Below are 25,361 nucleotides of genomic sequence, written 5' to 3'. Positions count from 1 at the left end.
TTACACCGTCGCGTCGCTCTCACCCAGCACCTTACGCAGTCCTTCAATGGTGAAGGGCTTAGATAACTGATGTGCATCTGTAATGCCCGACGCTGTCTTGGCGCTGTCGTCGCCGCTTGCAAACACGATCCGCACGTCTGGCCAGCGTTCCCGCACCTGTCTTGCGAGTTCTATTCCAGACATGCCGGGCAGGCCGACATCTGTAAGCAACGTGTCGATCCTGTTTGTCTCGAGCACGCCAAGGGCATGTTCCGCCGAGTTTGCCTCATGCACCGTGTGGCCCAGTTCCTCTACCATGTCGACCGTCGACATCAGGATGAGCGGCTCATCCTCCACGATAAGAACATGCGACGCCGTTGGGCGGCTTTCAAGCTGTTTCCTTTCCTGTTCCTGATCCGCCACCGGCTCGGATGCAGTCGCCAGCTCCTGCCGCTCCATCCGTTGCAGGGCAATCCTTTGTTGCTGCGCGTTGTTTAAAACGTGGCGGACTTTACGGGCCAGTGCCTCTCGGGTGTAGGGTTTGGACAGCAAATCAACACCAGCGTCGAGGCGACCGCCGTGAACGATCGAGTTTTCAGTGTAACCGGAGGTAAACAACACAGCGATCCCGGGAAACTGAGCCTTGGCTTTCCTCGCAAGTTCTGTGCTGCGCATCGGGCCCGGCATGACGACGTCGGTAAACAGCAGGTCGATCTGGACACCACTGCTGACGATGGCGAACGCGGACTGTGCATCGTGCGCCTTGAGGACGCGGTAACCGAGGTCAGTCAGCAGTGCGACCGATGTTTCCCTCACGCCGTCATCGTCCTCGACCACAAGAACAGTTTCCGTGCCCCCCGTCACGGGAATGGCCTTTTGATCGCTCAGGCTGTCTTCGGCCTGCATCGTGCGCGGCATATAAAGCTTCATGGTGGTCCCATGCCCCACCTCGCTGTAAATTTTGAGGTGGCCTCCGGACTGCTTGAGGAAACCGTAAACCATCGAGAGACCGAGGCCGCTTCCCTTGCCATCCGTTTTGGTGCTGAAGAACGGTTCAAGGACATGCTCGATGATATCGGGCGATATTCCTGAGCCCGTGTCGGTCACCGCGACGAGCACATATTGCCCTGGGCGAACATCATCGTGGGAAAGGGCGTAATCGTCGTCGAGGACCGCATTTCCGGTCTCGATGGTCAAGCGCCCGCGACCTTCCATCGCGTCCCTCGAATTGATTGCGAGGTTCAGGATGGCGTTTTCCAACTGACTTGGATCGATCAGCGTATTCCAAAGGCCGCCGGAAACAACGGTTTCGAGTTCGACCTCCTCACCCAGCGCCCGGCGCAGCATGTCGTCCATATTCTGGATGAGCTTCCGGACATTGACGACTTTCGGCTCAAGCGGCTGACGTCGGCCGAAGGCCAAAAGCTGCGATGCCAGCTTTGCGCCGCGGGCGACACCGGCGAGCGCGTTTTGAAGGCGTTGTTCTGCCCGACTGTTGCCGTCGATGTCCTTGGCGAGAAGCTGCAGGTTGCCGCTCACAACCTGAAGAAGATTGTTGAAGTCGTGAGCCACGCCGCCAGTCAGGTTGCCCAGCGCTTCCATTTTTTGCGCCTGCCTCAAAGCGATCTGTGCGGTTTCGCGCTCGATCGTTTCTTTCTCAAGCTCCAGAAGTGCGGTTCTCAGCTCGAGAGTGCGCTGCTCGACTTTTTCTTCAAGGGTGTGGTTGAGGCTCTGAAGCTGATCCTCAGCCCGCTTCTGGTCCGTGACATCAAAACCATCCACGAAAATCCCGGTCACCGATCCGTTGAGGTCAAAGATTGGCTGGTAGATCAGATGCACGAAGCGCTGGTCGGGTTGCTTTTTGCCATTCCGCTCCAGAAATACCGGTACATAACGGCCTATATAGGGTTTACCCGATTGGAAAACGCCGTCTAGCAATTCGAAGAAACCCTGTCCGGCGATCTCGGGAAGGGCGTCTCTGACGCTGAGGCCAACGAGCTTGCGGTGACCGACAAGTTGCATGTAGGCACCGTTGACCAGCTCGAAAGTGTGTTCAGGCCCGCTGAGGATGCACATGAAACTTGGTGCCTGCTGGAACAGGGCCCGCATCCGGTCCCGCTCGGCGGTCCGAAGTTCCACTTCTGATGAGAGTTGACGGTTGAGATGCTCAAGCGCGAGCGCTGCTTTTTCCCGGATTGCGGCAGCCTCTGCCAGTGCCGCTGCCCGTCGACGCTCTGTTTCGAACGCTTCCGCGCTCGCCAATCGCGACGTGATCTGGCCGGCAATCAATTTGAGGAAATCGAGGTAATCGTCGCTGACGGCCCGATGTGCATTCAGCCCGCTGATCAAAACGCCCTTGGGTTGGTCGCCTGCTTGCCCGACCAGAGGAATGACCGCAGCCTGAGACGGGGCTTTCGGCCAGGGGCCTGAGGGCACGACGTCAGAAGCGGCCAAACTTACCAGTTCCACATCCTGCTTTTGCCAGGCGCGCTCAAGGTTCCAGATTCCCGCACCGCGGGTTATAGTTACTGGCAACAAGACGTCGTCTTCGGCTGCACCACACACCCACCGGCGCTTCGCATTGCCTTTGTCGTCAAAAACGTAAAGTGCGCAGAAGGGAAGATCCTGAGGGTTTTCTTTAAGTGCTTCACGTGACGCGTTGAAGACGTCGACCTCGGTGTCTGCCACGGCAAGGCCAGACGCCAGAGTGCGCATGGTTGCCAGTCGGCGCTCGCTGATGACCCGCTCGGTTTCTTCCGTGACCGCGCAGAAAACGCCCTCGACCTTGCCGCTATCTCCGATCAGCGGACTGTACGAGAAGGTGTGATACGTCTCCTCCGGGTACCCGTCGCGTTCGAGCAACAGGAGTAACGCCCGGTCCCATGTCGCCTCTCCGCTTGAGTAAACGGTTTCCAGGCGCCCTTTGATATCACTCCAGATTTCAGACCATAATACCTTCGTCGGTACAGCAAGCGCGTTGGGGTGCTTGTTGCCCAGTGTCGGACGATAGGCGTCGTTATAAAAAAATGCGATGTCTGGACCCCAGCCGAGCCACATTTCGAATTTCGAGGTGAGCAGCAGCCGGATCGCAACCTTCAGCGCTTGCGGCCATTCGTCCGGACAACCGAGCGAACTATTCGTCCAATCATGGCGCCGCATCATATGCGCCATTTCCCCTTCACCAACAAATATGTCCCGATATCGGTCAGAAACCAACGCCATTCCACTTCCATCCCAATAAAGCAGATCCTACCTAGATCATTGATAACGCTTCGCTGGCCAGCTAGTTCTAGATCGACGGCAGTTTTTGTATAGGGTGGGAGACATTTGAAATTGAGCAAACGAACGTCGCAACCCGAATGGAGTACAGAGGAACTCAGGCGCGCCATTCGGTCGGCCGGGGTGGCACTCTGGACCTGGATCGTCGATGACGACACGTTTGTAATGGATGCCAAGGCTTACGAACTCTGGGACATTCCCGGCGAGACGAACCTCACCTTCGAGCATCTTTCCGCAAAAGTCCATCCCGCCGACCGGGACCGCGTCAGAGCGGCGTTCGTCGCAACCCGCGCGATTGATGGGCCGTTTGAAATCGATTTCCGTATTTTGACGAACGCTTCCGACGTTCGTTGGATTTCTGCCCGAGGTCAGGGCAACGAGGGAGACGCCGCCACCGAAAAAATGACAGGTATCTTCCTCGACGTCACGGGCCGCAAGCAGGCGGAGGAAGGCCATGAGCTCCTGGCAGGCGAGATGAGCCATCGCGTCAAAAATACTCTGGCTCTGGCGTCCGGATTGACAAACATCACCTCGCGGACCACCGAGACGAAAGAGGAAATGGCGAAGCAGTTGACTCAGCGGCTCACGGCCCTCGGCCGTGCACACGAACTGGTCCGCCCGCTGCCGGATGGTCAAGGGAGGGCGGCGCTGCTCGGAGACCTCTTTGCGGTGCTCCTCGCCCCTTACGACGATGTTGGCGCTTTTGCCGGTCGCATCCGCGTCGCTGTTCCGCGCATGGGTCTGGGAGAGAAGGCCGCAACCAGTCTGGCCCTCGTGATCCACGAACTGGCGACGAATTCGCTGAAATACGGTGCCTTGTCCAATGATGCGGGGCTGCTCGATATCTCCGGCTCCATCATTGAAGACGAGGTTGAAATTGTCTGGAGCGAAAACGGAGGCGAGGCCGCCCCGTCGCCGAGATCGGCAGACGGCTACGGGAGCAAGTTGTTGCACCGGACAATCTCCGGACAACTCGGTGGCTCCATCGACTATAACTGGGTCGAAGGCGGCGTCGTCGTGACACTGAGGATGAAAGAAAGCCATCTTTCCGGCTAAAGAGCGAGCTTACAGATTGCTACAGCGACAACGCGGGGGCGGCCGGATCGATCCTGATCGGATCCCAGGCTGTGCGTCGCTGAGAACGCCCTCAAAACCGGTCGTCTTCCTTCAGGCTGTTTGAAAACAGGGACCTTCGCCCTATATCCCTCTCTTCAGACAGGAGGTCATCGATGAAGGTACAAAAGTTCAGTGTTTCGGATGCCAAGCTGGCCAAGTCACCCGGGCAGGATGCCGAAATTTACGTCGGAAACCTCGTGGATGAAAATCATGGCGGCCCGGTCACCATTGGCTACGGTCGATACGCGCCCGGCCAGTCTCTGACCGAGACGATGGCAGTGGACGACACGATGATTGTTCTTGAGGGAAGTCTTTCCGTGTCAACGAGCGATGGCACGGTGACCGCGGGACCTGGAGACGTCGTGTACATGCCGAAGGGCCAGTCCGTCACGATCACCACACAGGGCGAGGGCGCTCTCACAGCCTACGTCACCTATCCGCATTGGGCGCAATTCCACAAGGGCTGAACGGAAGCCAGACGCCCTGTCGCCGGGCGCGGCCGTTCCACCCGTCTCTGGAGCAGTCGGAAACGAAACTCGAAACGTGTTTCGTAATTCGACAAACGTGCCGCTTTTTCAAACACAGCAAACACACTCGAGAACGACGATCACAAGCACAATACCAGCAGCGAGGCGAGCAAGGCCGGTGTCATGACGACGACGCCGATCTTTAGGAAGTCGAGCGCGCTGACGTAAATCCCTTCGCGTCTGAGTGCTGTCAGCCACAGGATCGTTGCAAGCGACCCGGTGACCGATAGGTTTGGACCGAGATCCACCCCGATCAGAACGGCAGCCGTGACGCGGTCGGACACCTGTGCGGCCTGGACCGCGCTTGCGGCGAAAAGACCAGCAGGCAGGTTGTTGACCAGGTTGGAGAACAGGGCGACCGAGATTCCGCCGATGCCGATGGCCTGGGTTTCTGAGTGCTCGCTGATTGCCTTGAGGTGCTCGGCGATGAGGCTGGTCACGCCTGTGTGATTGACGGCTTCGACGATGACGAACAGGCCAGCCACGAGCGGGAGAACCGCCCAGCTGACATCCTTGATGATCTCGATCGGGCTCTGTCGCATGATTGCCAGGACCGCGATGCTGGTCAGGGCGCCGGCGAGGAAGGTCGGCAGGCCAAGGTCAATGTGCATTGCCGAGGCGGAGATGAGAACGGCTGCCGTTGCCAGCAGGCCAACGCCGGCGAGTTTGGCCGGTAAGCTCAACACGGGCCGTTCGACCTTATCAGCGACAGTATCGCTGGCCAGCACGCGCCGCTGGCTCCAATACAGGGCGATGAAGGTAACGACGATTGCGGCGATCGATGGACCAAGAAAAGTGCCCAGCCATCTCGAAAGAGGCGGCATCTTGCCTCCGGCGAAGATAACGAGGTTGGCAGGATTGGAGATCGGCAGCACGAAACTCGCGGCATTAGCGATGAAGGCGCAGATGTACAGATAGGGAAGCGGGTCCTTCACTTTCGCGGCGCGGCAGCCGGCGTAAACGGCGGGGGTCAGGACGACCGCGGTGGCATCATTCGACAGGAGGGCGGTCACTACCACGCCGACGAGATAGATCATGACGAACAGACGTCGTGGCGATCCTTTTGCGTAGGAGACGGCGATAGCCGCGACCCAATCGAACAGGCCTTCACGACGGGCGAGTTCGGAAAGCAACATCATGCCGATGAGGAACAGATAGACATCAAAACCCTTGGCAATACCGGACCAGACCTCTGCCGGCGTCAGGATGCCGAGCGCAAGGATCAGCACCGCACCGGCGACCGCCCAGATGGCCTCTGGCCAACGGAAGGGCCGGAGAACGACGCCTGCCGCGGTCGCTATCGCAATCGCAGACGTGTAATATACTGGATTCATGGCTGACCTTGTTGTCGGTTGAAAGGTTAAGCAGGCGTCAGGCTTGGCTCTATTTGGTTCGTGGCCCTTAAGACTGCGCAATCTGTCGAAAAGCAGATAGGTTACTGGAACCCTATAATAGGTCAGCGGTTGACTGACCAGTAGTCTGCCGACGATTGTGTCGGCAAGCGGTAAAAGCGACCAGACGTCCGATCCGCGACCGGTCGTGCCTCCGGCGCACAAGCGGAAATAGGGCGGCCTACAGTGCTTGATCCCGAACAGCATGACCGCTTCGCGTCGCCCAATCGCCTCCCGTTTCGCGGCGCAAGACCAGAGGATCGCCCTTTCAAAAACCTGAACGCAGTCAGGTTTTTTCTCGTCTGGATCGGGTGGCGGCGTCTTCAACATCCAGGGCAGAAACAAGATTGCTGATCCAGCCGCTAGCCGTTGGAAAAATTGCGGGCGGCCTTGATGAACGCCGTGAAGGCCGCGGGGGGATTCTTCCTGCCGGGATAATACAAGGCCAGCGGAGCCAAAGGGGGCGTCCAATCCTCAAGAACGCGCACCAGCCTGCCGGCTGCAATGTCATCACGAACATCCGGCTCCATCACATAGCCGATACCGACGCCGTTCTGCGCGGCTATTCTGACCAAGCTCGGTTCATCGAGCGTTATCGAACCCTTCACATCGATCTGGACCTGGTTTCCATCTTTCTCAAACTTCCACCGAAACAGGGCCTGGTTTGGGAGCCGGGCGCGGATGCACCTGAAGCGATAAAGGTCGTTCGGCACCGTCGGTCGGCCATGCGCGCTTAGAAATGCCGGTGAAGCCACCACGGCATTGCTGCGCTTGAGGCCAAGCGGGATGGCGATCATGTCGCTCGGAACCAAATCCGCCGGCCTTAGACCGAGATCGAAGCCGCCCGCTACTATGTCGACCAGCCGGCCTTCTGTTACCAGATCGATATGCACCTGGGGATAACGCTGCAAAAACGAGATGATGAGCGGGGCCATGACCTCCCGTGCTGCCGAGGCGAATGCGTTGATCCGCAACGTGCCCGTCGGGATTTCCTGAAGCGATTGAGCCGCAGTCATCGCATCGTGAATATCGATCATGGCCGGACCAACACGCTCGACAAAAGCTCGCCCTGCATCGGTTAGGGATACGCTTCGCGTCGTACGGTTGAAAAGGCGGATGCCAAGCCGTTGCTCCAGCTTTGCGATGGCATTGCTGAGCGCTGTCTTCGACATTCCGAGCTCCAGCGCTGCGCCCCGAAACGAACCAAGGCGCGCTATGGCAAGAACGGCATCGATGTCCACGAGAACGGACCGGGTCATTATCCCTCTTTTCGCAACGCCTCATCCTAATTAGTCCCGCTTATCGCGTCAATTGTCCTGATCTACCTTAGCGACATGCGACGGTTAAGGTCGCTTCACACCACAGCGGCTCAAACAAGATGAGGATAAAATGACGGTCAAATTACCAAAGGGTATCGAAGCCTATTTCGAAGCGGACCGAACCGGCAGCGCGGAAGCCATCGCAGCCACTTTTACAGAAGACGGTGTGGTGAAGGATAAGGGCAAGACCCACAAGGGAAGGAAGGCAATCCACGACTGGATGGCTGATGAGGCCCAGCAGTATAGCTACACGGTTGAGCCGTTTTTGATCACCACTGAAAACGGCAAAACCCAGGTAACGGCGCGCACTGCCGGCGACTTTCCCGGCAGTCCCATCGACCTGCGTTTCATCTTCGTGCTCTCGGGCGACAAGGTTGCTGAACTGGAGATCACCATATGACCGGCTTTCTTACTCTTGAGGGTCGTCGTGCTCTCATCACCGGTGGTACTTCGGGTGCCGGTGCGGCAACGGTCTCGTTGTTCAAGGCGCTCGGCGCCCGGGTGCTAACAACGGCGCGCAAAAAACCGGTGGATTTTTCCGGCGCGGCGTTCGTTGAAGCAGACCTCACCACCGTGGATGGCGTCCGGACAGTGGTAAACGCTGTCCATGAGGAGCTTGGCGGGCTGGATATCCTCGTAAACGTGCTGGGTGGGTCTTCTGCCCCTTCTGGCGGCTTTGCCACGCTGACCGACGAAGAGTGGGAAAAGGAGTTCAACCTCAACTTCTTTCCGGCTGTTCGGCTTGATCGCGCTCTCCTTCCCGGCCTGATCGCGCAGGGAAGCGGGGTCGTCATTCACGTGACGTCGATCCAGCGGATCCTCCCGCTGCACCAGGCGACAACGGGCTACGCCTCGGCGAAGGGTGCGCTCAACACATACAGCAAGAGCCTCTCCAAGGAGGTCTCTCCCAAGGGTGTGCGGGTCGTGCGGGTTTCTCCCGGCTGGATCGCCGATCCGGGCACAAACGGTCTTGCCCTCCGTATAGCCGAGGAGGCCGGCATCAGTTACGACGAAGCGGTGCAGGCTATCATGGACTCACTGGGCGGCATACCGCTGGGCCGGCCAGCCAAGCCGGAAGAAGTCGCCGACCTGATCGCCTTCCTTGCGTCAGACCGAGCGTCGTCGATTACCGGGACGGAGCACGTCATCGACGGCGGTACCGTTCCGACCGCCTGATGGGTTAGATCCGTTGCAGATCAGGCGGGTGGCGCCCATCCGCCGATCTGTGAATAGATCGCATCCCGCAGATGTCGCACGTCCTTGTTCAGGGCCGCGAGTTCGGGAGGCGTTTGGGTTGACGCTGCAAGCAGAGCGTCGCTGAGGCAACCCGCTTTGTGCTGCATGGCGCGTCCCTGATCCGTCAATGTTACCAAAACTTGACGTTCGTTGCTCAGGTTGCGTTCCCGACGCACATGTCCAGCAGCTTCGAGACGCTTTAACAGTGGCGTGAGCGTACTGGATTCAAGAGCAAGCTGGTCCGCGATGGACACGACGCTTTGCTTGTCTTCTGCCCAGAGAACGTTGAGGACGAGATATTGCGGATAGGTTAGCCCAAGTTCATCGAGGAGGGGCTTGTAAGCCCGCTGGATGGCGATGCCGGCGGTATAAATCGCGTAGCAAAGTTGGTCTTGCAGCGGCGGCGGATCGTTGCGTGGTTCGGTCATCTTCAACTCCTGAAGACTCTCATATAATCAATGTTACCGCAAAAACCAATATCGCGATAAGAATCTTGTTGACGAAGGATCTTTCCTCTGTCAGTAAACAATTATCGCAATAACATTTATCGCAAAATATGAGGAAAGAGCCATGACCAGAAAAACAGTCTCCGCCATCTCGGCGATCGCAGCTGCTTTCACATTAACCGCAACAATGTCTGCGAACGCCGCCGACAACACCGTTTCGAAAGACCAGACAGTGCGAAACGTCGTGCTTGTCCATGGCGCCTTTGCAGATGGTTCGGGCTGGAAGGGGGTCTATGACACTCTCACGAAACGCGGTTACCGCGTTACCATTGTGCAAAATCCGCTGACGTCGCTTGCCGATGATGTTGCCGCCACAAAGCGCGCGCTCGAAAGGCAGGATGGTCCGGTCATTCTGGTTGGGCATTCGTGGGGCGGTACCGTGATCACGGAAGCGGGCATCGATGACAAGGTCAAAGGCCTCGTTTATGTCTCTGCCCTGTCTCCGGATGCCGGCGAGACGACGGCCCAGCAATATGATGGATTTGCCCCTGCATCGGAGTTTGTCATCGAAACCACGAAAGACGGGTTCGGCTATGTCAGTCCTGACAAATTCAAGGCAGGCTTCGCACACGATGTCAGTGATGCCGATGTAGCTTTCATGCGGGATGCGCAGGTCCCGATCAATATGTCCGCATTTGGCACAAAACTGGAAAATGCCGCCTGGCGTACCCGCCCAAGCTGGGCCGTCATTGCCACCGAAGACAAGGCTTTCGACCAGGCGATGTTGATCCATATGGCAGAACGCATCAAGGCCAAGATCACCAAAGTGTCGGCAAGCCACGCCTTGTTCATGACGCAGCCAGCAGTCATCGCCGATACAATCGATCTCGCCGCCCGCACCGTATCGGCGAATAAGTAATGATCGGGAAGACGATGTCTTCCAGTGATCCGACGTCGCGCTATCTCCTTAGAGGCGCGACGTCTTCTCAGCGGTTCGGTGCTTGCCTATTAGAATTGGCGTCATCAATTCCAGGGGCTGATTGGGTAGCCTAAAGATCAAAGCGCTTGAGCAGCACTGATCGATGAAACGAACTGTCGTGTGCGCTCATTGCGGGGGGAACGGAAGATCGTTTCAGGCTCGCCCGTTTCGACGACCTTGCCGGCCTCAAGGAACACGACCTGGTTCGAAACCTGCGAAGCCAGCCTGAGATCGTGTGTCGCCATCACCATCGTCGTGCCTTCCCTTGCCAGTTGACCGAGGACATCAACGACCTCTGCAGCCAGTTCCGGATCGAGTGCGGATGTCGGCTCGTCGCAGAGCAGCACCTGAGGTGAGGGCGCGAGCGCCCTTGCTATCGCGATGCGCTGTTGTTGACCGCCGGAAAGATTGGCCGGCCAGGCATCTGCCTTGTGCGCCATTCCGACCTTTTGCAGCAACTCCATCGCCCGTGCTGCAGCTTTCTCTTTCGTCCATCTCTGGACGACAAGAAGACCTTCCATGACGTTCTCAATCGCCGTTCTGTGGGGAAACAGCTGAAAGTTCTGGAAGACCATACCGGTTTGTCTGCGGATTTTCTGAATGTCCTGCCAACGGGCTTTGCGCCCCGGGTGAAACTCCACGGTGTCGGAGCCAACCCTGACAGAACCGGACGTGGGTTGCTCGAGCAGGTTGATGCAGCGCAGCAGCGTGCTCTTGCCACCCCCTGAGGGACCGACAAGGGCGGTGACGCTTCCTTCGGGGAACGTCAGGGAGACGTCCTTGAGGATAATTGCTTCCCCGAAACGTTTTTCGATATTGCGAAGTTCGATCATCGGCTGGACTCCATCTGCCCACCATAGCGTGAGAACCTCACCTCCAGCCGTGATTGCAGGGCCGATAGCACGGAACTCAGCACCAGATACATCAGCGCGGCCTGAATATAGAGAATGAGCGGCTCGTAGGTGGTCGCGACAATGCGTTGCGCTGCCTGAAACAACTCCGGAACCGTGATCGCCGCTGCAAGCGACGTATCCTTCACGAGTGAAATAAAGGTATTCGACAGCGGCGGTACCGATACCCTTGCGGCTTGCGGCAGGATGGTCCGGCGCATCGCCTGTTGCCAGTTCATTCCGGTGGAATAGGCAGCCTCCCATTGGCCTTTGGGAACGGATGTGATCGCCGCGCGGATGATCTCGGACGTATAGGCGCCGACATTGAGGGTGAAGCCGATCAAGGCCGCCGGAAAGGCGTCTAGAAGCACGCCGATACTCGGGAGTCCGTAAAATATGACGAAAAGTTGCACCAGAAGCGGCGTGCCTCGGATGATCCAGACGTAAAACCGCGCGAGCGCCGAAATCGGGGCAGGACCGAATAATCTTGCAACGGCAGTCACCAAACCCAGGGTCAGGCCAAGCGCAAATGAAAGCAGCGTGAGCGGGATGGTGAATCGGATGCCCGCCCACAACAGGGTGGGAAGCGAATCCAACATCAACTGGAGCCAGTGGGGCAATGCACACCTCTAAAACAAAGCCGCCCGACGTAGACGCCGGACGACCGATTGGACCTGGTTGCGCGGGTTACCGCAGGATGACAGGTTTATTTGGACACGTCCTGTCCAAAATACTTGTCTGAAATCGTCTTGTAGGTGCCGTCTGCCTTTATCTCAGTGAGCGCCTTGTTGATGGAGGCGACGAGATCGTCGTCGCCCTTGCGGACGATAATGCCCGAATAATCGGCATCCGGCTTTTCGGCGACAATCTTCACGGGAGCATCAGGCTGATGCTTCTTGAAGTCCAGGAAAGACAGGCTGTCATTCACGGTTGCATCTGCACGCCGTGTAAGCACCAGCTGGATCGACTGGTCGAACCCGTCGGTCCCAACAAGCTCAGCGCCGGCCGCCTCGGCAAGCTTGCCGAAGTTGCTCGTCAGCGACTGTGCGGACTTCTTCCCCTTCAGATCTTCGAAGCCCTTGATGTCTGTGTTGCCCTCGCGAACGATCAGAACGGCCTTCGAGGCAATATAGGGCTCGGAGAAAGCGTATTTCTGCTTGCGTGCCTCGGTGATTCCGACCTGGTTGATGACCGCGTCGTAACGCTTTGCATCGAGACCTGCGATCAGTCCGTCCCATTTTCCTTCGATGAATTCGGCTTTCACCCCAAGCTTATTCGCGACGGCCTCGCCGATTTCGACGTCGAAGCCCACAAGCTTGTTGGAACCATCATGAAAGGTAAACGGCGCGTAGGTGCCTTCCGTACCGATCTTGATAACACCGGCCGACTTGATTTGATCGAGGTTCTCTCCTGCCATCGACGGCGAAAAAGCAAGCGCCTGAAGTGCTGCCGCCGTTGCGATAATTTTGGTCCAGCCCATGTCCGAGTTCCTTAAGAGGATTGCGATCGTCCATGCATATAGGACGGGGTTCGTCCTTTCGCACGATAAACAAAAGCAAAAAATCGATCCTCGTTAGAATACTTTTCTCAAGACTGCCGAACATCAACGCCCGACTCCTGAGAGGCTACGCCGCGCAGAGCGGTGTTTCGGCTTGTCCACGGCCCAAACTTCGATAAAAGTTTCCTTCTGTCGAATCCATGGTGGAGACTGTTGTCCTGGACAAGGTGAACGATCGCGCAATCGCATCTCCCGTAGCCGACCTCCTGAACATGGTGGACTGGGCGTCGAGTCCGCTTGGGCCAAGATCCGAATGGCCCGCATCTCTACAGTCTGCCGTGAACATCATGCTTCCATCCCAGGCGCAGATCGTTTTGTTCTGGGGAAGCGAGTTTGTGGCGCTCTATAACGACGTGTACGCGCCAACGATAGGTTACAAGCATCCTCACGCCCTTGGCAGACCGGCCCGGGAATACTGGAGCGAGCTTTGGGACGATCTCGAGCCGCTTTTGAAGCGCGTTCTTGAGAATGGTGAAACTGTTGCTGCCAAGGACAGGCCCTTTTATATCGAGAGACATGGTTACCCCGAGACCGTCTATTTCGACATCTCCTACTCTCCGGTGGCGGATGAGAGCGGGGTCGTGCGGGGTGTGTTCTGCATCGTCAACGAAACGACCGAGCGCGTGAAGGCAGATGCCGATTTGCGTGAGAGCGAGGAGCGTCTGAGAGCCATATTCGCGCAGTCGGCCGCGGGCATAGCGCTCGGCGACCTCAGCGGAACGTTGATCAGCGTAAACGACCACTTCTGTCGGATCGTGGGGCGAACCCGGGATGAACTGGTCGGCATGCGAATGCAGGACTTAACATTTGCCGATGACCTGCCCGAGAACCAGCGCCTCTTCCGGCATTTGGTCGAGACCGGCGAAAGCTTCGAGATTGAAAAACGCTACGTGCGTGGCGATGGCAGTCTTGTTTGGGTTTCGAACGCGGTTTCCGCGATCCGGGACGAGCAGGGAAACATGTCGCAGGCCGTTGCGATATCCATCGATATCGGCGAGCGACGACGTGCTCAGGACATTGAAAAGCATCTCGCGTCGATGATCGCGTCTTCCAACGACGCAATCCTGGGTATTGACCTCGACATGAAGATCACTAGCTGGAACGCAGCCGCGGAGAAGCTCTATGGATACTCGGAGGAAGAGGCCGTCGGCCAGACGATCCTCATGCTGGTACCGGATGAGCGGCGAGACGAAGAGCCGTCGATCCTCACGCAGATAAAGGCGGGCCGGATCGTAGAACCTTACGAAACGCAGCGTCGGCGCAAGGACGGTCAACTTGTGGAGGTTCTTCTCAGCGTGTCGCCTATCTGCGATGCGAACGGAAATGTAATCGGAGCCTCTAAGACCGCACAGGATATCACGGCCCGCAAGGATGCTGAGCGGCTGAGATCAATCCTCGTCAACGAACTCCATCATCGCGTCAAAAACATCCTTGCAACGGTGATTGCAATTGCAAGGCAGACGATCGGCCGCGACAAGGCAAACCACGAAGATGTGGAAGCATTTACGAACAGGTTGAGCTCGCTGAGCAGAGCGCAGGACCTTCTGGTTCATGCCGATTGGCAGCAAGCAGATTTAAGAGCGATCGTACAGCAGGCCCTGTCCCCATATCCCGCCGACGCCTTCGCGGTTTCCGGCCCAAGCGTCTTTCTGCCACCAAAGGCAGTTGTATCACTTTCGCTTGCGCTTCACGAGCTGGCGACGAATGCAGCCAAATATGGTGCGCTGTCCGTCCTGGGAGGTCAGGTATCGATCTCGTGGAAGTTCGAGCGGGTCGGAGATGATCGACTGACGATAATATGGGAAGAGCGCGGAGGACCGGAGGTGATGCCCCCCGCGCGCAAAGGTTTCGGATCAACGCTGGTTGAAAGGTTGCTGGCAGGTGAACTGAAAGGACAAACCAAATTCTCTTATGAAAAAAGCGGTGTGATCTGCGTGATTGAAACCGAGATGTCCAAGCTTGCCGATGATGCGACGGAGTGAAGCTGAGCGATAGGGGTCTCGAAAAGGCTCGCTGTACGCAGCGACGTTAAAGCCCGCTCCCGCTCAAAACAATGCTATTTGCGGGATCCGGGCTTTTGGGTCGCTCCGGGCCCTAAGACATGATCAAGCCGCCATCAACGTTGATCGTCTGGCCGGTGATATAGGCGGCGTCGTTGGAGGCCAGAAACGCCACAAGGGCGGCCACCTCGGCAGGCGTCCCCGCACGGCGCATAGGGATGTTGCGAACCCATTCAGCCATGAGTTCGCCTGGCTTGTAATCGCCGAGCATTTGGCCCCAGACGCGATCGTTATAGTCCCACATTTCGGTGTGAATGATGCCGGGGCAAATAGCGTTGACGGTGATACCTTCCGGCGCCAGCTCCTTGGCAAGGCTTTGTGTCAGGCCGACGACGCCGAACTTCGAGGCGGCGTAATGCGGGGTATAGATGAAGCCCTGACGTGCTTGACCGGACGCGGTGTTGACGAGGCGGCCTTTCGTGCCGCTGGCGCGGAAGCGGCGGATCGCCTCCTGGCAGCAGAGGAACGCGCCTTTGGTGTTCACATCAAGATTAAAATCCCACTGTTCCTGCGTCAGGTCTTCGATCTTTGAAATCGTGATGACGCCGGCATTCTGGACCGAGACGGAAAGGGGGCCGATCGCCTCTTCTGCGGCACCATAGGCGTCGCGCACGGCTGCAGCGTCGCGCACGTCAAGGATGACGCCATGGGTCAAGGCGCCGGTTTCGTCCGCGAGTTTTTTCGCGGCATCCTGCGTGTCCTTGTCGACAGAGGCGATGGCGACTTTGGCGCCTTCCTCGGCAAAACGGCGGGCTATGCCGTAACCGATGCCCTTGTTGCCGCCGGTCACGAATACGGATTGACCTTCAAAGCGCCTCATGTCTCCTCCTTTATGGGATTTTGGCTATGTTTCCTGGCCGACCAATCGTTCGGCGGTGAATTTGTCGGTGACGAGGACGTCGATCACACCGGTTCTGAGCGCACCGGCAATCGCCTCGGTCTTTTTTGAACCGCCGGCCAGCGCAATGACGCGGTCGACATTGGAGAGGTTTTCCAGCGGCAGGCCGATGACCCGGTCGTCGAGCGGCGTCTTCACCGGTTTGCCGTCCTTGTCGAAGAAGCGCAGCGAGATGTCGCCCACCGCACCCGCCTGCGCGAGATCGGCGAGTTCCTTGGCGGAAAAGATGTTCCCCGAACGGGCGAGAAGCTCCGACGGCTCGACCGCACCGATGCCGACGACGGCGAGGGTGATCGACCCGAAGAGATCGATGGTTTCGCGCACGAAGGGATCGGCGAGCATCAGGAGCTTCGCCTCGCGGGATGTGGCGACACCCGGCACCGGCAGCAGTTTTGGTTCGGCCTCAGTCAGCCGCGCGAGACGCGTGGTGATCTGGGTCGCGTGCGTCTGCACGGAGGGATCGCCCATGCCGCCCAGTGTCTGGACGATGTAGCGCGCCTTGGCGCCTTTCAGCGGATGGATGTTTTCCACCATCTTGAAGATCGTCTGGCTCCAGCTGGAAACACCGATGATCTCGTTCTGCGACAGCGTCACCTCGAGGAAATGTGCCGCTGCCTCGCCGATCCGGGCCATGATCGCGCCGTCTCGATCCTCGCTGCAGTCAACGACAATGGCTTCCGGCAGGTCGAAACGTTCGCGCAACTTCGCTTCCAGATCGCTATAGGTGCCGGGGGGCGGAATGATGCTCGTGCGGACGATGCCTTCCGCCTCTGCACGCTTCAGCATACGCGAGACGGTGGCCTGCGACAGGTTGAGATGCTGCGCGATTTCAGCCTGCCTCTTGTGCTCGCTGAAATACATCTGCGCCACACGGGAAATCATTCGAAGTTCGTTTAGTCTGCCCATGAGCCCTCCAGGGTGAATTTTTATTCACCATTACTCGAGGTTACAGGCAAGGTCGAGCGGGCAATCGCGTCGCGCCAGACGCTGAGCCGCTGGCTGTTTTCGCTGGCGGACGGCGCGATGGTGTTGCCGTTGCTGTTCAACGCCGCAACGGAATCGAGATCGCTCCAGACACCCAGGGCGAGGCCGGCGAGATAGGCGGCACCCAGCGCCGAGGCTTCCGGCGCGTCGCGTTGGATGACGGGGTGTTCCAGCATGTCGGCGACGCATTGCATCAGGAAACGGTTCTGGCTCGGCCCGCCATCCACAAACAGCCGCCCGAAGCCGGAAGGCGACTGCGCGCGCATGGCCGCAAAGACATCATGGACCTGAAAGGCAATGGAGTCGGTGACGGCGCGGGCCATCTGGGCGCGGGTGGTGCTGAAATTGATCTGCGAGAACAGCGCACGGGCGTTTGTATCCCAATAGGGCGCGCCAAGGCCGACGAAGGCGGGCACGAAGCCGGGGCCGTTTGCCTCTGCTGTTGCGGCAAGTTCCACCAGCGCAGCGACATCCGGCAATCCGAGAATGTCCGTCATCCACGGCAGGGAAGCTGCCGAAACGAGAATATTGCCTTCGAAAGCGAAGGTTGGTTTGCCGCCCAGCCGCCATGCAACGGTGGTCGTGATGCCGCGTTCAGGTGCAATGAAATGCGGCAAAGTGGTCATGACCGACGAGCCGGTGCCGAAGGTCACTTTGCCGTCGCCCGGATTGAACGCCCCGTGGCCGAAGAGGGCGGCATGGCTGTCGCCGATGGCTGCAAGGATCGGGGTGCCATCCTTGATGCCGGGAACGCCTAATGTCACGCCAAAATCGCCGCTGCTGTCGCGCAGGTCCGGCAGGGTGTTGATATCGATGCCGAAGAGGTCGCAAAGCTCCTCGCTCCAGACTTGCCGGTCGAGATCGAGTACCTGGCTTCGGGCGGCATTGGAGGCATCGCAGGCATGGACCTTGCCGCCCGTCAGGCTATGGATGAGCCAACTATCGATGGTGCCTAGGCGAAGCTTGCGTCCCTTTGGCGCACGCTCAAGAAGCCAGCGCATTTTCGCGCCGGGGAACATCGGATCGATCGGCAGGCCAGTCAGCGCCATGACGCGCTCTGAGTGGCCCTTTTCGATGAGTTCGGCGCAGTCCTGCGCCGTTCGGCGGCATTGCCAGCTCAAGACTGGACCAAGCGGTTGGCCGGTCTCGCCATCCCATATGGTCACGGATTCGCGCTGGTTGGAAATTGAGATAGCCGCCACGTCGGTGGTAGAGGGTGCAGCACCAAGGCAGGCAGAGATCGCTTCGCGGACAGATGCCCAGATGCGGTTCGGATCCTGCTCTACCCAGCCGGGCTGCGGATAGGTGATGCCGACCGGCGACGATCCCCGCGCAAGAAGCTCGCCGGTTTCCGAAACAAGAATGGCCTTGGAATTGGTCGTGCCCTGATCGATGGACAGAATAGCGCGCATCACTGTGTTCTCTCGTCTGCGGCTGATATTTTCACACGGTGTTCTTTGTTTAAGAAGCTGCGTGGGTACTAAAAGAAGTCGCCGCGTGTCCGAAGACGCGCGACGACCCTGGGAGGAGACCTTATTTTCTCTTGATCAGCGCTACGGCAGCATCCGCAATGGCCGCAGGCGCCATCCCAAACTCATCGAGCAACCATTCTGCCGAACCCGTGTGGGCGAAGACGCCGGGAACGCCCAGACGCTTCATCGGCACCGGCGCCTGATCGACCACGACTTCAGCTACCGCTGAACCAAGGCCACCGAAGATCGAATGTTCCTCGGCCGTCAGGATCGCACCGGTTTCCTGCGCGGCTGAGACGATCGATGCCTCATCGATAGGACGCACGGTTGCCATGTTCAGCACGCGTGCTTTGATGCCCCGGCCGGCGAGAATATCGGCGGCCTTAACGATGCGGTGCGTCAGCGTGCCGTTGGCAATCAGCGTCAGGTCGGAGCCTTCGCGCAGCAGGTTGGCGCGACCGAGTTCGAAGACATGGCCTTCCGGCAGCAGGTCAGGCACGCCGACGCGCGACAGGCGCAGGAAACAAGGGCCAGCGTATTGCGCCGCCCATTTGACGGCGGCGGCCGTTTCAATACGGTCGCAGGGGGCGATGACGGGAAGGTTCGGCAGAACGCGGGTCCAGGCGAAATCCTCGATGGAGTGATGCGTCGGGCCGAGTTCGCCATAGGCCATGCCCGACGAAATGCCGATCAGCTTCACATTGGCGTTAGAATAGGCAAGATCTGCCTTGATCTGTTCCAGCGCGCGGCCGGTCAAGAAGCAGGATGCTCCACAGACGAAAGGCAGCTGACCGCCATTGGCAAGACCCGCGCCGACGCCGACCATGTTCTGTTCGGCGATGCCGACATTGACGAGGCGCTCGGGGAATTTCGACTTGAAGCCGCCGAGCTTCGAGGAGCCGACGGAATCGTTGCAGACGGCGACGACCCTGTCATCGCCGGCGGCCAGCGCTTCCAGTGTCTCGGCGAAAGCGTCGCGGCAGTCATAAAGCTTGGCGGCGGTTACGGGCGCGTTCATTACAATGTCTCCGAAAGTTCTTTGACGGCGATTTCATATTGTTCCCTGCTCGGAACCTTGTGGTGCCAGTCGACGCGGTCCTGCATGAAGGAAATGCCGTGACCCTTGTTGGTGTGGGCAACGATGCAATGCGGGCGGTCGCCGCGATGTTCCAGCGCCGGCACGACTTCCGCCATGGCGTTGCCATTGATTTCGCTGACTTCCCAGCCGAACGCCTCCAGCTTCGGGCGAAGCGGCGCGATATCGTTGGTTTCCGAAAGCGCCGCACCCTGCTGGAAGCGGTTGTGATCGACGATCAGCGTCAGATTGTTGAGGCCGAATTGCGCAGCCGACATGATGGCTTCCCAGTTGGAGCCTTCCTGCATCTCGCCGTCGCCGGTCATGACATAGGTATGGTAATCCGCGCCGGAAAGCTTGGCCGCCTTGGCCATGCCGACGGCAACAGGCAGTCCGTGACCGAGCGGGCCGGTATTTGTTTCCACACCCGGCACCTTGTTACAGTTCGGATGGCCGTTAAGGCGCGAATTCGGCTGCAGGAAAGTCGAGATTTCCTCTTCCGGGATGAAGCCGCGCTTGGCGAGCGTCACATAAAGCGCGCAGGCCGTATGGCCCTTGGAAAGCACGAAACGGTCACGGGCAGGGTTCTTCGGATCATCCGGCCAGATGCGCAGGACGCGGAAATAAAGGGCCGTCATGATGTCGATAGCGGACATTTCGCCGCCGACATGGCCCGCACCCGCTTCGAAAACAGCCTGTACGTCGCGAAGGCGAATCTGGCGCGCAATGCGCTCTAGTTCCTGGGACTGCATGGAATCCTCTTCAAAACATGCGTGTGAATATTTATACAGCTATTTATATAATTGCAGAGATAGCGTTTCTGTCAAGCCGGAATTGTGGATTCTCTTGTTACAAAACGTGCTGGTTATTTCTGCCGCTACATTCGTATTCACGGTGAAGAGCATCTCCTTAGCCCTCATTCCTTTGCTTGTCGCAGAAATCCAGTCAGCCCAAGTCCTTGGGTTGAAAGGGCTCTTCCCGCCGCGCAGACGCGCGTCGACGCGATTCCTGTGACGAGCACAGGAATGCGGAGAGAGGCGGCAGGTTGAAAGTCTCCTGTCCTTGTTCACGGTAGGCCTCGTCATTAACGCCCTATTGACAAGCTTCTCGAAACTGGCCTATGCATGTTTCACCGATGATGAATAATTATTCTAATCGGTTTAAAAAATGCAAGACAGTCACCGGGAGGAGCCATGTCCGCGATTGAACGCAATGAGGGGGTAACGCACACCAGGAGCACGCTTGCCTGGTTGAGCGGAGCGACGGGCCCTCTTTTGGGCCTGCTGCTGCTTTGCGTGTTTCTGACCTTTGCCAGCGAAAACTTTCTGTCGCTTCGAAACGGTCTCAACATTCTCGACCAGATCACCGTTCTCGGCATCATGGCCGTCGGCATGACCTTCGTGATCCTGCTTGGCGGCATCGATCTGTCTGTCGGCTCGGTTTTGGCGCTGTCGATGATGATTATGGGCTGGACGGCCAATGTCGCGGGCATGCCGATGGGCATGGCCATCATCCTGGCGTTGATTGCCTCTGCCGCCTGCGGCCTTGTTGTGGGAATTCTCGTCACCGCCTTCCGTGTCCCCGCCTTCATCGCCACGCTGGCAATGATGTCGGTGGCGCGCGGTCTCGCCAACATGATCACCGATGGTCAACAGATCGTCGGTTTCCCCGACTGGTTTATGATGCTGGCAATCGACCGCCATTTCGGCGTGCTGACAGCGACCGTACTTCTGATGCTGGTGGTCGTTCTCGTCTCCTGGCTGTTCCTGCGTTTCCGCTCCGAAGGCCGGACCGTCTATGCGGTTGGCGGTAATCCGGAAGTGGCCCGTCTTGCCGGTATCAACGTGCCGCTGGTGACGATCTGCGTTTATGTCGCCTGCGCGGTTCTTGCCGGTCTCGCCGGCATCGTTCTTGCGGCGCGCCTCGACTCGGTTCAGCCCTCGAGCGGCTTCGGTTACGAGCTGGATACGATTGCTGCCGTGGTGATCGGTGGAACCTCACTCTCGGGCGGTGCAGGCGGCATCGGCGGAACGCTGATCGGCGTGCTGATCATCGGCGTGCTGCGCAACGGCCTCAACCTGCTCAACGTCTCTCCCTTTTTGCAGCAGGTCATCATCGGCGTGGTCATCGTGCTGGCCGTGGGCGCTGAAACATTGCGCCGCCGCAGAAGCTGAATTTGCCTGCGGATGGCGCTGGGCCGTCCGCGCAATAAACGACCCTCCCGGCAAGGGAGGCGTGAAAAACGGCCCGAGGGGAGGAGGTTCGATCTGCCCGAAGGTCAACAATCAACAAATGGAGGAATAATCATGAAATTTTCACGCATTCTGCTCACATCCGCCGCCCTTCTCGCCATGTCGCTCGGCCAGGCCAACGCCGCTGAAGTCAAGAAGATCGGTCTTGCCGTCGCCAATCTGCAGGCGAACTTCTTTAACCAGATCAAGCAGGCCGTCGAAGCCGAAGCCAAGACGCGCGGCATTGCAGTCGTGACCGTCGACGCCAAGGGTGACGGCCCGACGCAGGTCAACCAGATCCAGGATCTGTTGACACAGAACATCGATGCACTGATCTACATCCCGGCCGGTGCCGCTGCCGCGACTGTTCCGGTGAAGCTTGCCAAGGCCGCCGGCGTGCCGGTCATCAACATCGACCGCAATGCCGATGGCGCGCCGGGCGATACGTTCCTTGCCACCGATTCCGTCGCTTCCGCCAAGGCGGTTTGCGATTACATCATCAAGCAGGCAGGCGGCTCGGGCAAGATGGTCATCATCCACGGCCAGAAGGGCACGACGCCGGAAGTCGATCGTACCAAGGGCTGCATGGAATCGGTGAAGGCCAATTCCGGCGTGAAGATCGTTGCCGAACAGTGGTCCAACATGTGGAGCCAGGATGAAGGCTTCCAGATCATGCAGAACATGCTGCAGGCCAATCCGGATGTTTCCATCGTCTTTGCGCAGGCCGACGGTCTGGCGCTTGGCGCGGCGCAGGCGATCAAGGTCGCCAATCCCTCGCAGAAGATCGTCGTTGGCGGCTTCGATGGCGATACGGCGGCGCTTGAGGCGCTGAAGAACGGCGTCTTCGACGTGACTGCGACGCAGCAGACCCAGAAGATGGGCCGCACCGCTGTTGAGATGGCTGTCAAGATCGTCGGCGGCGAAAAGGTTCCGGCTGTGCAGCTTTCCGATGCGACGCTGACCACCAAGGAAAATGTCGAAGGCTTCATCGCCAACCATCCCTGACGCATCCGCCCCGCGCGTCCGATGGGAGGCGCGGGGCTCTCATTGGTTTGTCTTTATGCAATTTGGACACAAGGTTGCGGTGTATCTTCGCCGCGATCGTCTCCTGGGAGGTCCCGTCATGCGCGAGCCGGTTCTTTCGCTCCGTGGCATCAGCAAACGTTACGGTCCGCTTGAAGTCCTGAAAAACGTCGATCTCGACGTTTATTCCGGCGAAGTGGTGGCCCTGCTGGGTGAAAACGGTGCGGGTAAGTCGACGCTTTCAGGCATCATCGCCGGTTCGCGGGAACCGTCCGAAGGCACGATGACATGGCTCGGTGAACCCTATGCGCCGTCGTCGCCGCGTGCGGCGATCGACAAGGGCGTCGTTCTGATCCACCAGGAGCTGAAGCTTCTTCCCGAGCTTTCCATAGCCGAGAATGTGTTCATCGGCCGCTGGCCGATGAAGAACGGCATCGTTGACCGGGCCGAAATGGTGCGCAGAGCCCAACAGCAACTGGCGCGCCTCAACCTCCACATTCCCGCAACCCGCAAGGTGGCGGGTCTTTCGACCGCCAATCAGCAGCTGATCGAAATTGCCAAGGCGCTGGCGCTGGACGCGAAACTTCTGATCCTCGACGAGCCGACGGCGGCACTTGGCGGCGCCGAAACGCAGGCGCTGTTCGAGCAGGTGCGCAAGCTGCGCGCCGAGGGTGTGGGCATCATCTATATTTCCCATCGCATGGAAGAGATCAAACAGATCACCGACCGCATCGTCGTTTTACGCGATGGCGAGCGGGTGCATGAGTTTGCCGATAGCGCGACGCCGGTGCGCACCATCGTCGAAAGCATGGTCGGCCGCTCGCTGGAGCGCCTGTTCCCGGCACTGCCGGAACCGCAGGACAAGGTAGTGCTGGAGGTCAAGGGGCTGACCGGCGCGACCAACGCCTTCCGCGACATCAGTTTCGGCGTTCGCGCCGGCGAAATCCTTGGTATCGCCGGTCTGATCGGTGCCGGTCGCACCGAGCTGGTGCGCGCCATTTCCGGCGCCGATCCGACCAGTGCGGGCGAGATTCTCTTGGACGGCAGGGTGCTGGCGCTGAAAAGCCCGGCAGATGCCATAGCCAAGGGTATCGTCATGGTGCCGGAAGACCGTAAATTGCAGGGTCTGGTGGTGGAGCACGAGATCGGTGAAAACCTGATCTATGCCAATCTCGACCGTATCGGCACCGGCTGGATCACGCCGCGCGTCAAGCGGGCCTTCACAAAGGAGGCCATCGCCAAGTTCGGCGTGAAGGGGCGCAGCGAACAGCCGGCCTCGGATCTTTCGGGCGGCAATCAGCAGAAAGTGGTTATTGCTAAATGGCTTGCCCGCAATCCCCGCGTTGTTGTGCTGGACGAACCGACGCGCGGAATTGATGTCGGCGCACGCGCGGGCATTTACGATATCATCGTCGGTCTGGCGAAAAGCGGCGTCGCCGTCATCGTCGTCAGTTCCGATCTCGAGGAAGTGCTGGGTGTATCGAACCGCATCCTCGTGCTCGCGCAGGGAAAACAGGCCGGTATCCTCAGCCGCGACGAGGCAAACGATGTCTCGGTCATGGAACTGGCGACCATCTGAAGAAGGAAATAAAGATGTCCACCATCACCCTTAACGCACCGAAGCTGTTTGATCTATCCGGCCAGGTGGCGCTTGTCACCGGCGCAGGTTCCGGCATCGGCCAGCGGATCGCCATGGGGCTTGCGCAGTCGGGCGCCAATGTCGCGCTGCTCGACCGCCGCACCGATGACGGTCTGGCGCAGACGGCCGATTTCATCGCCAAGGCTGGCCGCAAGTCGATTCAGATCGCTGCCGACGTTACCAGCAAGCAGGCGCTGACGGATGCGGTTGCCCGCACGGAGCGTGAGCTCGGCGCGCTGTCGCTTGCCGTCAACGCGGCTGGCATCGCCAATGCCAACCCGGCCGAGGAGATGGAAGAAAGCCAGTTCCAGACGATGATGGACATCAATCTAAAAGGAGTCTTCCTCTCCTGCCAGGCCGAAGCCAACGCCATGCTGAAGAACGGCCGTGGTGCGATCGTCAACATCGCGTCCATGTCCGGCGTCATCGTCAATAGGGGCCTGATGCAGTGCCACTACAACGCCTCGAAGGCTGGCGTCATCCACATGTCGAAGTCCATGGCGATGGAATGGGTAGGGCGGGGCATCCGCGTCAACACCATCTCGCCGGGTTACACGGCGACGCCGATGAACACGCGGCCCGAAATGGTACACCAGACCGAGCTTTTCGAAGAGCAGACGCCGATGCAGCGCATGGCAGGCGTAGATGAGATGGTCGGCCCGGCAATCTTTCTCCTGTCAGATGCGGCGAGCTTCGTGACCGGCGTGGATTTGCTGGTGGATGGCGGATTCTGCTGCTGGTAAGGATTTCGCTATCGCGCGACGGTTAATAGAGCGATGGATATGCGGACCAATATCCATCGTTAACGCCAAAGATCAACGCGATATTTGCGTCCAAATAGCGGTCGGAGAAAGCGCCCACGGTAGTGTGGCGGGCGTGCCCGCAACGCTTGCGATGTTCGATCTGACGTTCCCTCCATCTCTTACAACGGCCTTGGGATCCATTTCTGCGATGGAATCCTCAAACCCGCGCAGCGAGCGTCATCTTCTTCGAGCCAGATTGATAAAAGCTTCTGATGCTTTTGCCAGATGCTTTTCGGAAACGTCGGCGCGGACGATCTTGCCGTGGTCGATGCCGCCTTTCTCGCCCTTTTCGGGCGTGTGGCCAGCATTTTTTGCGGCCCTGTGATCGTATGTTTCGACCTTGATGATGCGGCGATCTACACCCATTGCTTCCAGATATTGAATTGCGCGTCTTGCGCCTTCTTCGTGTTCAAAAAGTCCAGTAACGATGGGCATGGCTTATCCTCCTTCGGGTCC

At 58.7% G+C, this 25,361-nt stretch carries 23 protein-coding genes; 10 read left to right on the top strand and 13 right to left on the bottom strand.

Annotated features, from left to right (window positions below; all coding sequences use genetic code 11):
- Positions 1 to 3,150 carry a response regulator gene (locus FS804_RS22425; protein ID WP_144579035.1) on the bottom strand — a complete coding sequence of 1,050 codons (3,150 nt, stop codon included), beginning with the start codon at positions 3,148 to 3,150 and terminating at the stop codon, positions 1 to 3.
- Positions 3,151 to 3,306: 156 nt separating this feature from the next.
- Here FS804_RS22425 and FS804_RS22420 point away from each other — a divergent pair, with 156 nt between their 5' ends.
- On the top strand, positions 3,307 to 4,314 hold the full coding sequence (locus tag FS804_RS22420) for a sensor histidine kinase (RefSeq protein WP_144579008.1): 1,008 nt from the start codon (positions 3,307 to 3,309) through the stop codon (positions 4,312 to 4,314).
- Positions 4,315 to 4,487: 173 nt separating this feature from the next.
- On the top strand, positions 4,488 to 4,841 hold the full coding sequence (locus FS804_RS22415; RefSeq protein WP_144579007.1) for a cupin domain-containing protein: 354 nt from the start codon (positions 4,488 to 4,490) through the stop codon (positions 4,839 to 4,841).
- 140 nt (positions 4,842 to 4,981) lie between these two features.
- Here the strand turns inward: FS804_RS22415 and FS804_RS22410 are convergent, their stop codons facing one another.
- Both FS804_RS22410 and FS804_RS22405 read right to left on the bottom strand, forming a co-directional pair.
- Positions 4,982 to 6,235 carry an arsenic transporter gene (locus tag FS804_RS22410; RefSeq protein ID WP_144579006.1) on the bottom strand — a complete coding sequence of 418 codons (1,254 nt, stop codon included), beginning with the start codon at positions 6,233 to 6,235 and terminating at the stop codon, positions 4,982 to 4,984.
- A 419-nt stretch (positions 6,236 to 6,654) separates the two neighbouring features.
- Positions 6,655 to 7,551 carry a LysR family transcriptional regulator gene (locus tag FS804_RS22405; protein ID WP_144579005.1) on the bottom strand — a complete coding sequence of 299 codons (897 nt, stop codon included), beginning with the start codon at positions 7,549 to 7,551 and terminating at the stop codon, positions 6,655 to 6,657.
- A gap of 130 nt (positions 7,552 to 7,681) precedes the next feature.
- On the opposite strand from FS804_RS22405, the gene FS804_RS22400 reads away from it, so the two are divergent.
- Both FS804_RS22400 and FS804_RS22395 read left to right on the top strand, forming a co-directional pair.
- Positions 7,682 to 8,011 carry a nuclear transport factor 2 family protein gene (locus FS804_RS22400; RefSeq protein WP_144579004.1) on the top strand — a complete coding sequence of 110 codons (330 nt, stop codon included), beginning with the start codon at positions 7,682 to 7,684 and terminating at the stop codon, positions 8,009 to 8,011.
- Positions 8,008 to 8,787: an SDR family oxidoreductase gene (locus tag FS804_RS22395; protein WP_144579003.1), complete on the top strand. Its 780-nt coding sequence runs from the start codon at positions 8,008 to 8,010 to the stop codon at positions 8,785 to 8,787. Before FS804_RS22400 ends, FS804_RS22395 begins: the two co-directional genes overlap by 4 nt.
- Positions 8,788 to 8,807: 20 nt before the next feature.
- Here the strand turns inward: FS804_RS22395 and FS804_RS22390 are convergent, their stop codons facing one another.
- Positions 8,808 to 9,275: a MarR family winged helix-turn-helix transcriptional regulator gene (locus tag FS804_RS22390; protein WP_144579002.1), complete on the bottom strand. Its 468-nt coding sequence runs from the start codon at positions 9,273 to 9,275 to the stop codon at positions 8,808 to 8,810.
- Between the two features lie 142 nt (positions 9,276 to 9,417).
- On the opposite strand from FS804_RS22390, the gene FS804_RS22385 reads away from it, so the two are divergent.
- The gene (locus FS804_RS22385) at positions 9,418 to 10,212 is read left to right on the top strand and encodes an alpha/beta fold hydrolase (RefSeq protein WP_144579001.1); all 795 of its coding nucleotides are present in this window, start codon (positions 9,418 to 9,420) and stop codon (positions 10,210 to 10,212) included.
- Between the two features lie 137 nt (positions 10,213 to 10,349).
- Here the strand turns inward: FS804_RS22385 and FS804_RS22380 are convergent, their stop codons facing one another.
- The 3 genes from FS804_RS22380 to FS804_RS22370 all read right to left on the bottom strand — a co-directional run bounded on the left by FS804_RS22380 (position 10,350) and on the right by FS804_RS22370 (position 12,642).
- Positions 10,350 to 11,105, bottom strand: a complete 756-nt coding sequence (locus FS804_RS22380) for an amino acid ABC transporter ATP-binding protein (protein ID WP_144579000.1) — start codon at positions 11,103 to 11,105, stop codon at positions 10,350 to 10,352.
- Positions 11,102 to 11,782, bottom strand: coding sequence for an amino acid ABC transporter permease (locus tag FS804_RS22375; protein WP_144578999.1), 681 nt, complete (start codon positions 11,780 to 11,782; stop codon positions 11,102 to 11,104). Before FS804_RS22375 ends, FS804_RS22380 begins: the two co-directional genes overlap by 4 nt.
- Before the next feature lie 86 nt (positions 11,783 to 11,868).
- Positions 11,869 to 12,642, bottom strand: a complete 774-nt coding sequence (locus FS804_RS22370; protein WP_144578998.1) for an amino acid ABC transporter substrate-binding protein — start codon at positions 12,640 to 12,642, stop codon at positions 11,869 to 11,871.
- A 218-nt stretch (positions 12,643 to 12,860) separates the two neighbouring features.
- Between FS804_RS22370 and FS804_RS22365 the strand changes: the two genes are divergently transcribed.
- Positions 12,861 to 14,702: a PAS domain S-box protein gene (locus FS804_RS22365; RefSeq protein ID WP_186376960.1), complete on the top strand. Its 1,842-nt coding sequence runs from the start codon at positions 12,861 to 12,863 to the stop codon at positions 14,700 to 14,702.
- A 112-nt stretch (positions 14,703 to 14,814) separates the two neighbouring features.
- Here FS804_RS22365 and FS804_RS22360 read toward each other — a convergent pair whose 3' ends face one another.
- The 5 genes from FS804_RS22360 to FS804_RS22340 form a co-directional block, all read right to left on the bottom strand.
- Entirely contained in the window at positions 14,815 to 15,600 is a 786-nt protein-coding gene (locus tag FS804_RS22360) for an SDR family oxidoreductase (RefSeq protein ID WP_144578997.1), read from the bottom strand.
- A 24-nt stretch (positions 15,601 to 15,624) separates the two neighbouring features.
- Positions 15,625 to 16,584, bottom strand: coding sequence for a sugar-binding transcriptional regulator (locus tag FS804_RS22355; RefSeq protein WP_186376959.1), 960 nt, complete (start codon positions 16,582 to 16,584; stop codon positions 15,625 to 15,627).
- Positions 16,585 to 16,604: 20 nt separating this feature from the next.
- On the bottom strand, positions 16,605 to 18,074 hold the full coding sequence (locus FS804_RS22350; protein WP_144578996.1) for an FGGY family carbohydrate kinase: 1,470 nt from the start codon (positions 18,072 to 18,074) through the stop codon (positions 16,605 to 16,607).
- A 121-nt stretch (positions 18,075 to 18,195) separates the two neighbouring features.
- Positions 18,196 to 19,152, bottom strand: coding sequence for a transketolase family protein (locus tag FS804_RS22345; protein ID WP_144578995.1), 957 nt, complete (start codon positions 19,150 to 19,152; stop codon positions 18,196 to 18,198).
- Positions 19,152 to 19,961 carry a transketolase gene (locus FS804_RS22340; protein WP_144578994.1) on the bottom strand — a complete coding sequence of 270 codons (810 nt, stop codon included), beginning with the start codon at positions 19,959 to 19,961 and terminating at the stop codon, positions 19,152 to 19,154. Before FS804_RS22340 ends, FS804_RS22345 begins: the two co-directional genes overlap by 1 nt.
- Positions 19,962 to 20,402: 441 nt before the next feature.
- Here FS804_RS22340 and FS804_RS22335 point away from each other — a divergent pair, with 441 nt between their 5' ends.
- From FS804_RS22335 to FS804_RS22320, 4 genes are all read left to right on the top strand, one after another.
- Positions 20,403 to 21,383, top strand: coding sequence for an ABC transporter permease (locus tag FS804_RS22335; RefSeq protein WP_144578993.1), 981 nt, complete (start codon positions 20,403 to 20,405; stop codon positions 21,381 to 21,383).
- 132 nt (positions 21,384 to 21,515) lie between these two features.
- Entirely contained in the window at positions 21,516 to 22,445 is a 930-nt protein-coding gene (locus FS804_RS22330) for a sugar ABC transporter substrate-binding protein (protein WP_063947620.1), read from the top strand.
- A 118-nt stretch (positions 22,446 to 22,563) separates the two neighbouring features.
- Complete coding sequence (locus FS804_RS22325) at positions 22,564 to 24,042, top strand: sugar ABC transporter ATP-binding protein (RefSeq protein WP_144578992.1); 1,479 nt, start codon at positions 22,564 to 22,566, stop codon at positions 24,040 to 24,042.
- 14 nt (positions 24,043 to 24,056) lie between these two features.
- Positions 24,057 to 24,845 carry an SDR family oxidoreductase gene (locus tag FS804_RS22320; RefSeq protein WP_144578991.1) on the top strand — a complete coding sequence of 263 codons (789 nt, stop codon included), beginning with the start codon at positions 24,057 to 24,059 and terminating at the stop codon, positions 24,843 to 24,845.
- Positions 24,846 to 25,082: 237 nt separating this feature from the next.
- Here the strand turns inward: FS804_RS22320 and FS804_RS22315 are convergent, their stop codons facing one another.
- Complete coding sequence (locus FS804_RS22315) at positions 25,083 to 25,340, bottom strand: hypothetical protein (RefSeq protein WP_144578990.1); 258 nt, start codon at positions 25,338 to 25,340, stop codon at positions 25,083 to 25,085.
- Between the last annotated feature and the right edge of the window lie 21 nt (positions 25,341 to 25,361).

Origin of the sequence: Agrobacterium sp. DE0009 (genome assembly GCF_007680755.1) — a bacterium.
Taxonomy (GTDB): domain Bacteria; phylum Pseudomonadota; class Alphaproteobacteria; order Rhizobiales; family Rhizobiaceae; genus Agrobacterium; species Agrobacterium tumefaciens_B.
The sequence above is the reverse complement of the archived record's forward strand: the minus strand, read 5'-3'. Positions and strand labels throughout refer to the sequence as shown.

Bases quoted from the DNA above. Each gene is read 5' to 3' on its own strand.
- FS804_RS22425 (WP_144579035.1), bottom strand. From the start codon at position 3,150: ATGGCGCATATGATGCGGCGCCATGATTGGACGAATAGTTCGCTCGGT.
- FS804_RS22415 (WP_144579007.1), top strand. From the start codon at position 4,488: ATGAAGGTACAAAAGTTCAGTGTTTCGGATGCCAAGCTGGCCAAGTCA.
- FS804_RS22410 (WP_144579006.1), bottom strand. From the start codon at position 6,235: ATGAATCCAGTATATTACACGTCTGCGATTGCGATAGCGACCGCGGCA.
- FS804_RS22405 (WP_144579005.1), bottom strand. From the start codon at position 7,551: ATGACCCGGTCCGTTCTCGTGGACATCGATGCCGTTCTTGCCATAGCG.
- FS804_RS22400 (WP_144579004.1), top strand. From the start codon at position 7,682: ATGACGGTCAAATTACCAAAGGGTATCGAAGCCTATTTCGAAGCGGAC.
- FS804_RS22395 (WP_144579003.1), top strand. From the start codon at position 8,008: ATGACCGGCTTTCTTACTCTTGAGGGTCGTCGTGCTCTCATCACCGGT.
- FS804_RS22390 (WP_144579002.1), bottom strand. From the start codon at position 9,275: ATGACCGAACCACGCAACGATCCGCCGCCGCTGCAAGACCAACTTTGC.
- FS804_RS22385 (WP_144579001.1), top strand. From the start codon at position 9,418: ATGACCAGAAAAACAGTCTCCGCCATCTCGGCGATCGCAGCTGCTTTC.
- FS804_RS22380 (WP_144579000.1), bottom strand. From the start codon at position 11,105: ATGATCGAACTTCGCAATATCGAAAAACGTTTCGGGGAAGCAATTATC.
- FS804_RS22370 (WP_144578998.1), bottom strand. From the start codon at position 12,642: ATGGGCTGGACCAAAATTATCGCAACGGCGGCAGCACTTCAGGCGCTT.
- FS804_RS22365 (WP_186376960.1), top strand. From the start codon at position 12,861: ATGGTGGAGACTGTTGTCCTGGACAAGGTGAACGATCGCGCAATCGCA.
- FS804_RS22360 (WP_144578997.1), bottom strand. From the start codon at position 15,600: ATGAGGCGCTTTGAAGGTCAATCCGTATTCGTGACCGGCGGCAACAAG.
- FS804_RS22355 (WP_186376959.1), bottom strand. From the start codon at position 16,584: ATGGGCAGACTAAACGAACTTCGAATGATTTCCCGTGTGGCGCAGATG.
- FS804_RS22350 (WP_144578996.1), bottom strand. From the start codon at position 18,074: ATGCGCGCTATTCTGTCCATCGATCAGGGCACGACCAATTCCAAGGCC.
- FS804_RS22345 (WP_144578995.1), bottom strand. From the start codon at position 19,152: ATGAACGCGCCCGTAACCGCCGCCAAGCTTTATGACTGCCGCGACGCT.
- FS804_RS22340 (WP_144578994.1), bottom strand. From the start codon at position 19,961: ATGCAGTCCCAGGAACTAGAGCGCATTGCGCGCCAGATTCGCCTTCGC.
- FS804_RS22335 (WP_144578993.1), top strand. From the start codon at position 20,403: ATGTCCGCGATTGAACGCAATGAGGGGGTAACGCACACCAGGAGCACG.
- FS804_RS22330 (WP_063947620.1), top strand. From the start codon at position 21,516: ATGAAATTTTCACGCATTCTGCTCACATCCGCCGCCCTTCTCGCCATG.
- FS804_RS22325 (WP_144578992.1), top strand. From the start codon at position 22,564: ATGCGCGAGCCGGTTCTTTCGCTCCGTGGCATCAGCAAACGTTACGGT.
- FS804_RS22320 (WP_144578991.1), top strand. From the start codon at position 24,057: ATGTCCACCATCACCCTTAACGCACCGAAGCTGTTTGATCTATCCGGC.
- FS804_RS22315 (WP_144578990.1), bottom strand. From the start codon at position 25,340: ATGCCCATCGTTACTGGACTTTTTGAACACGAAGAAGGCGCAAGACGC.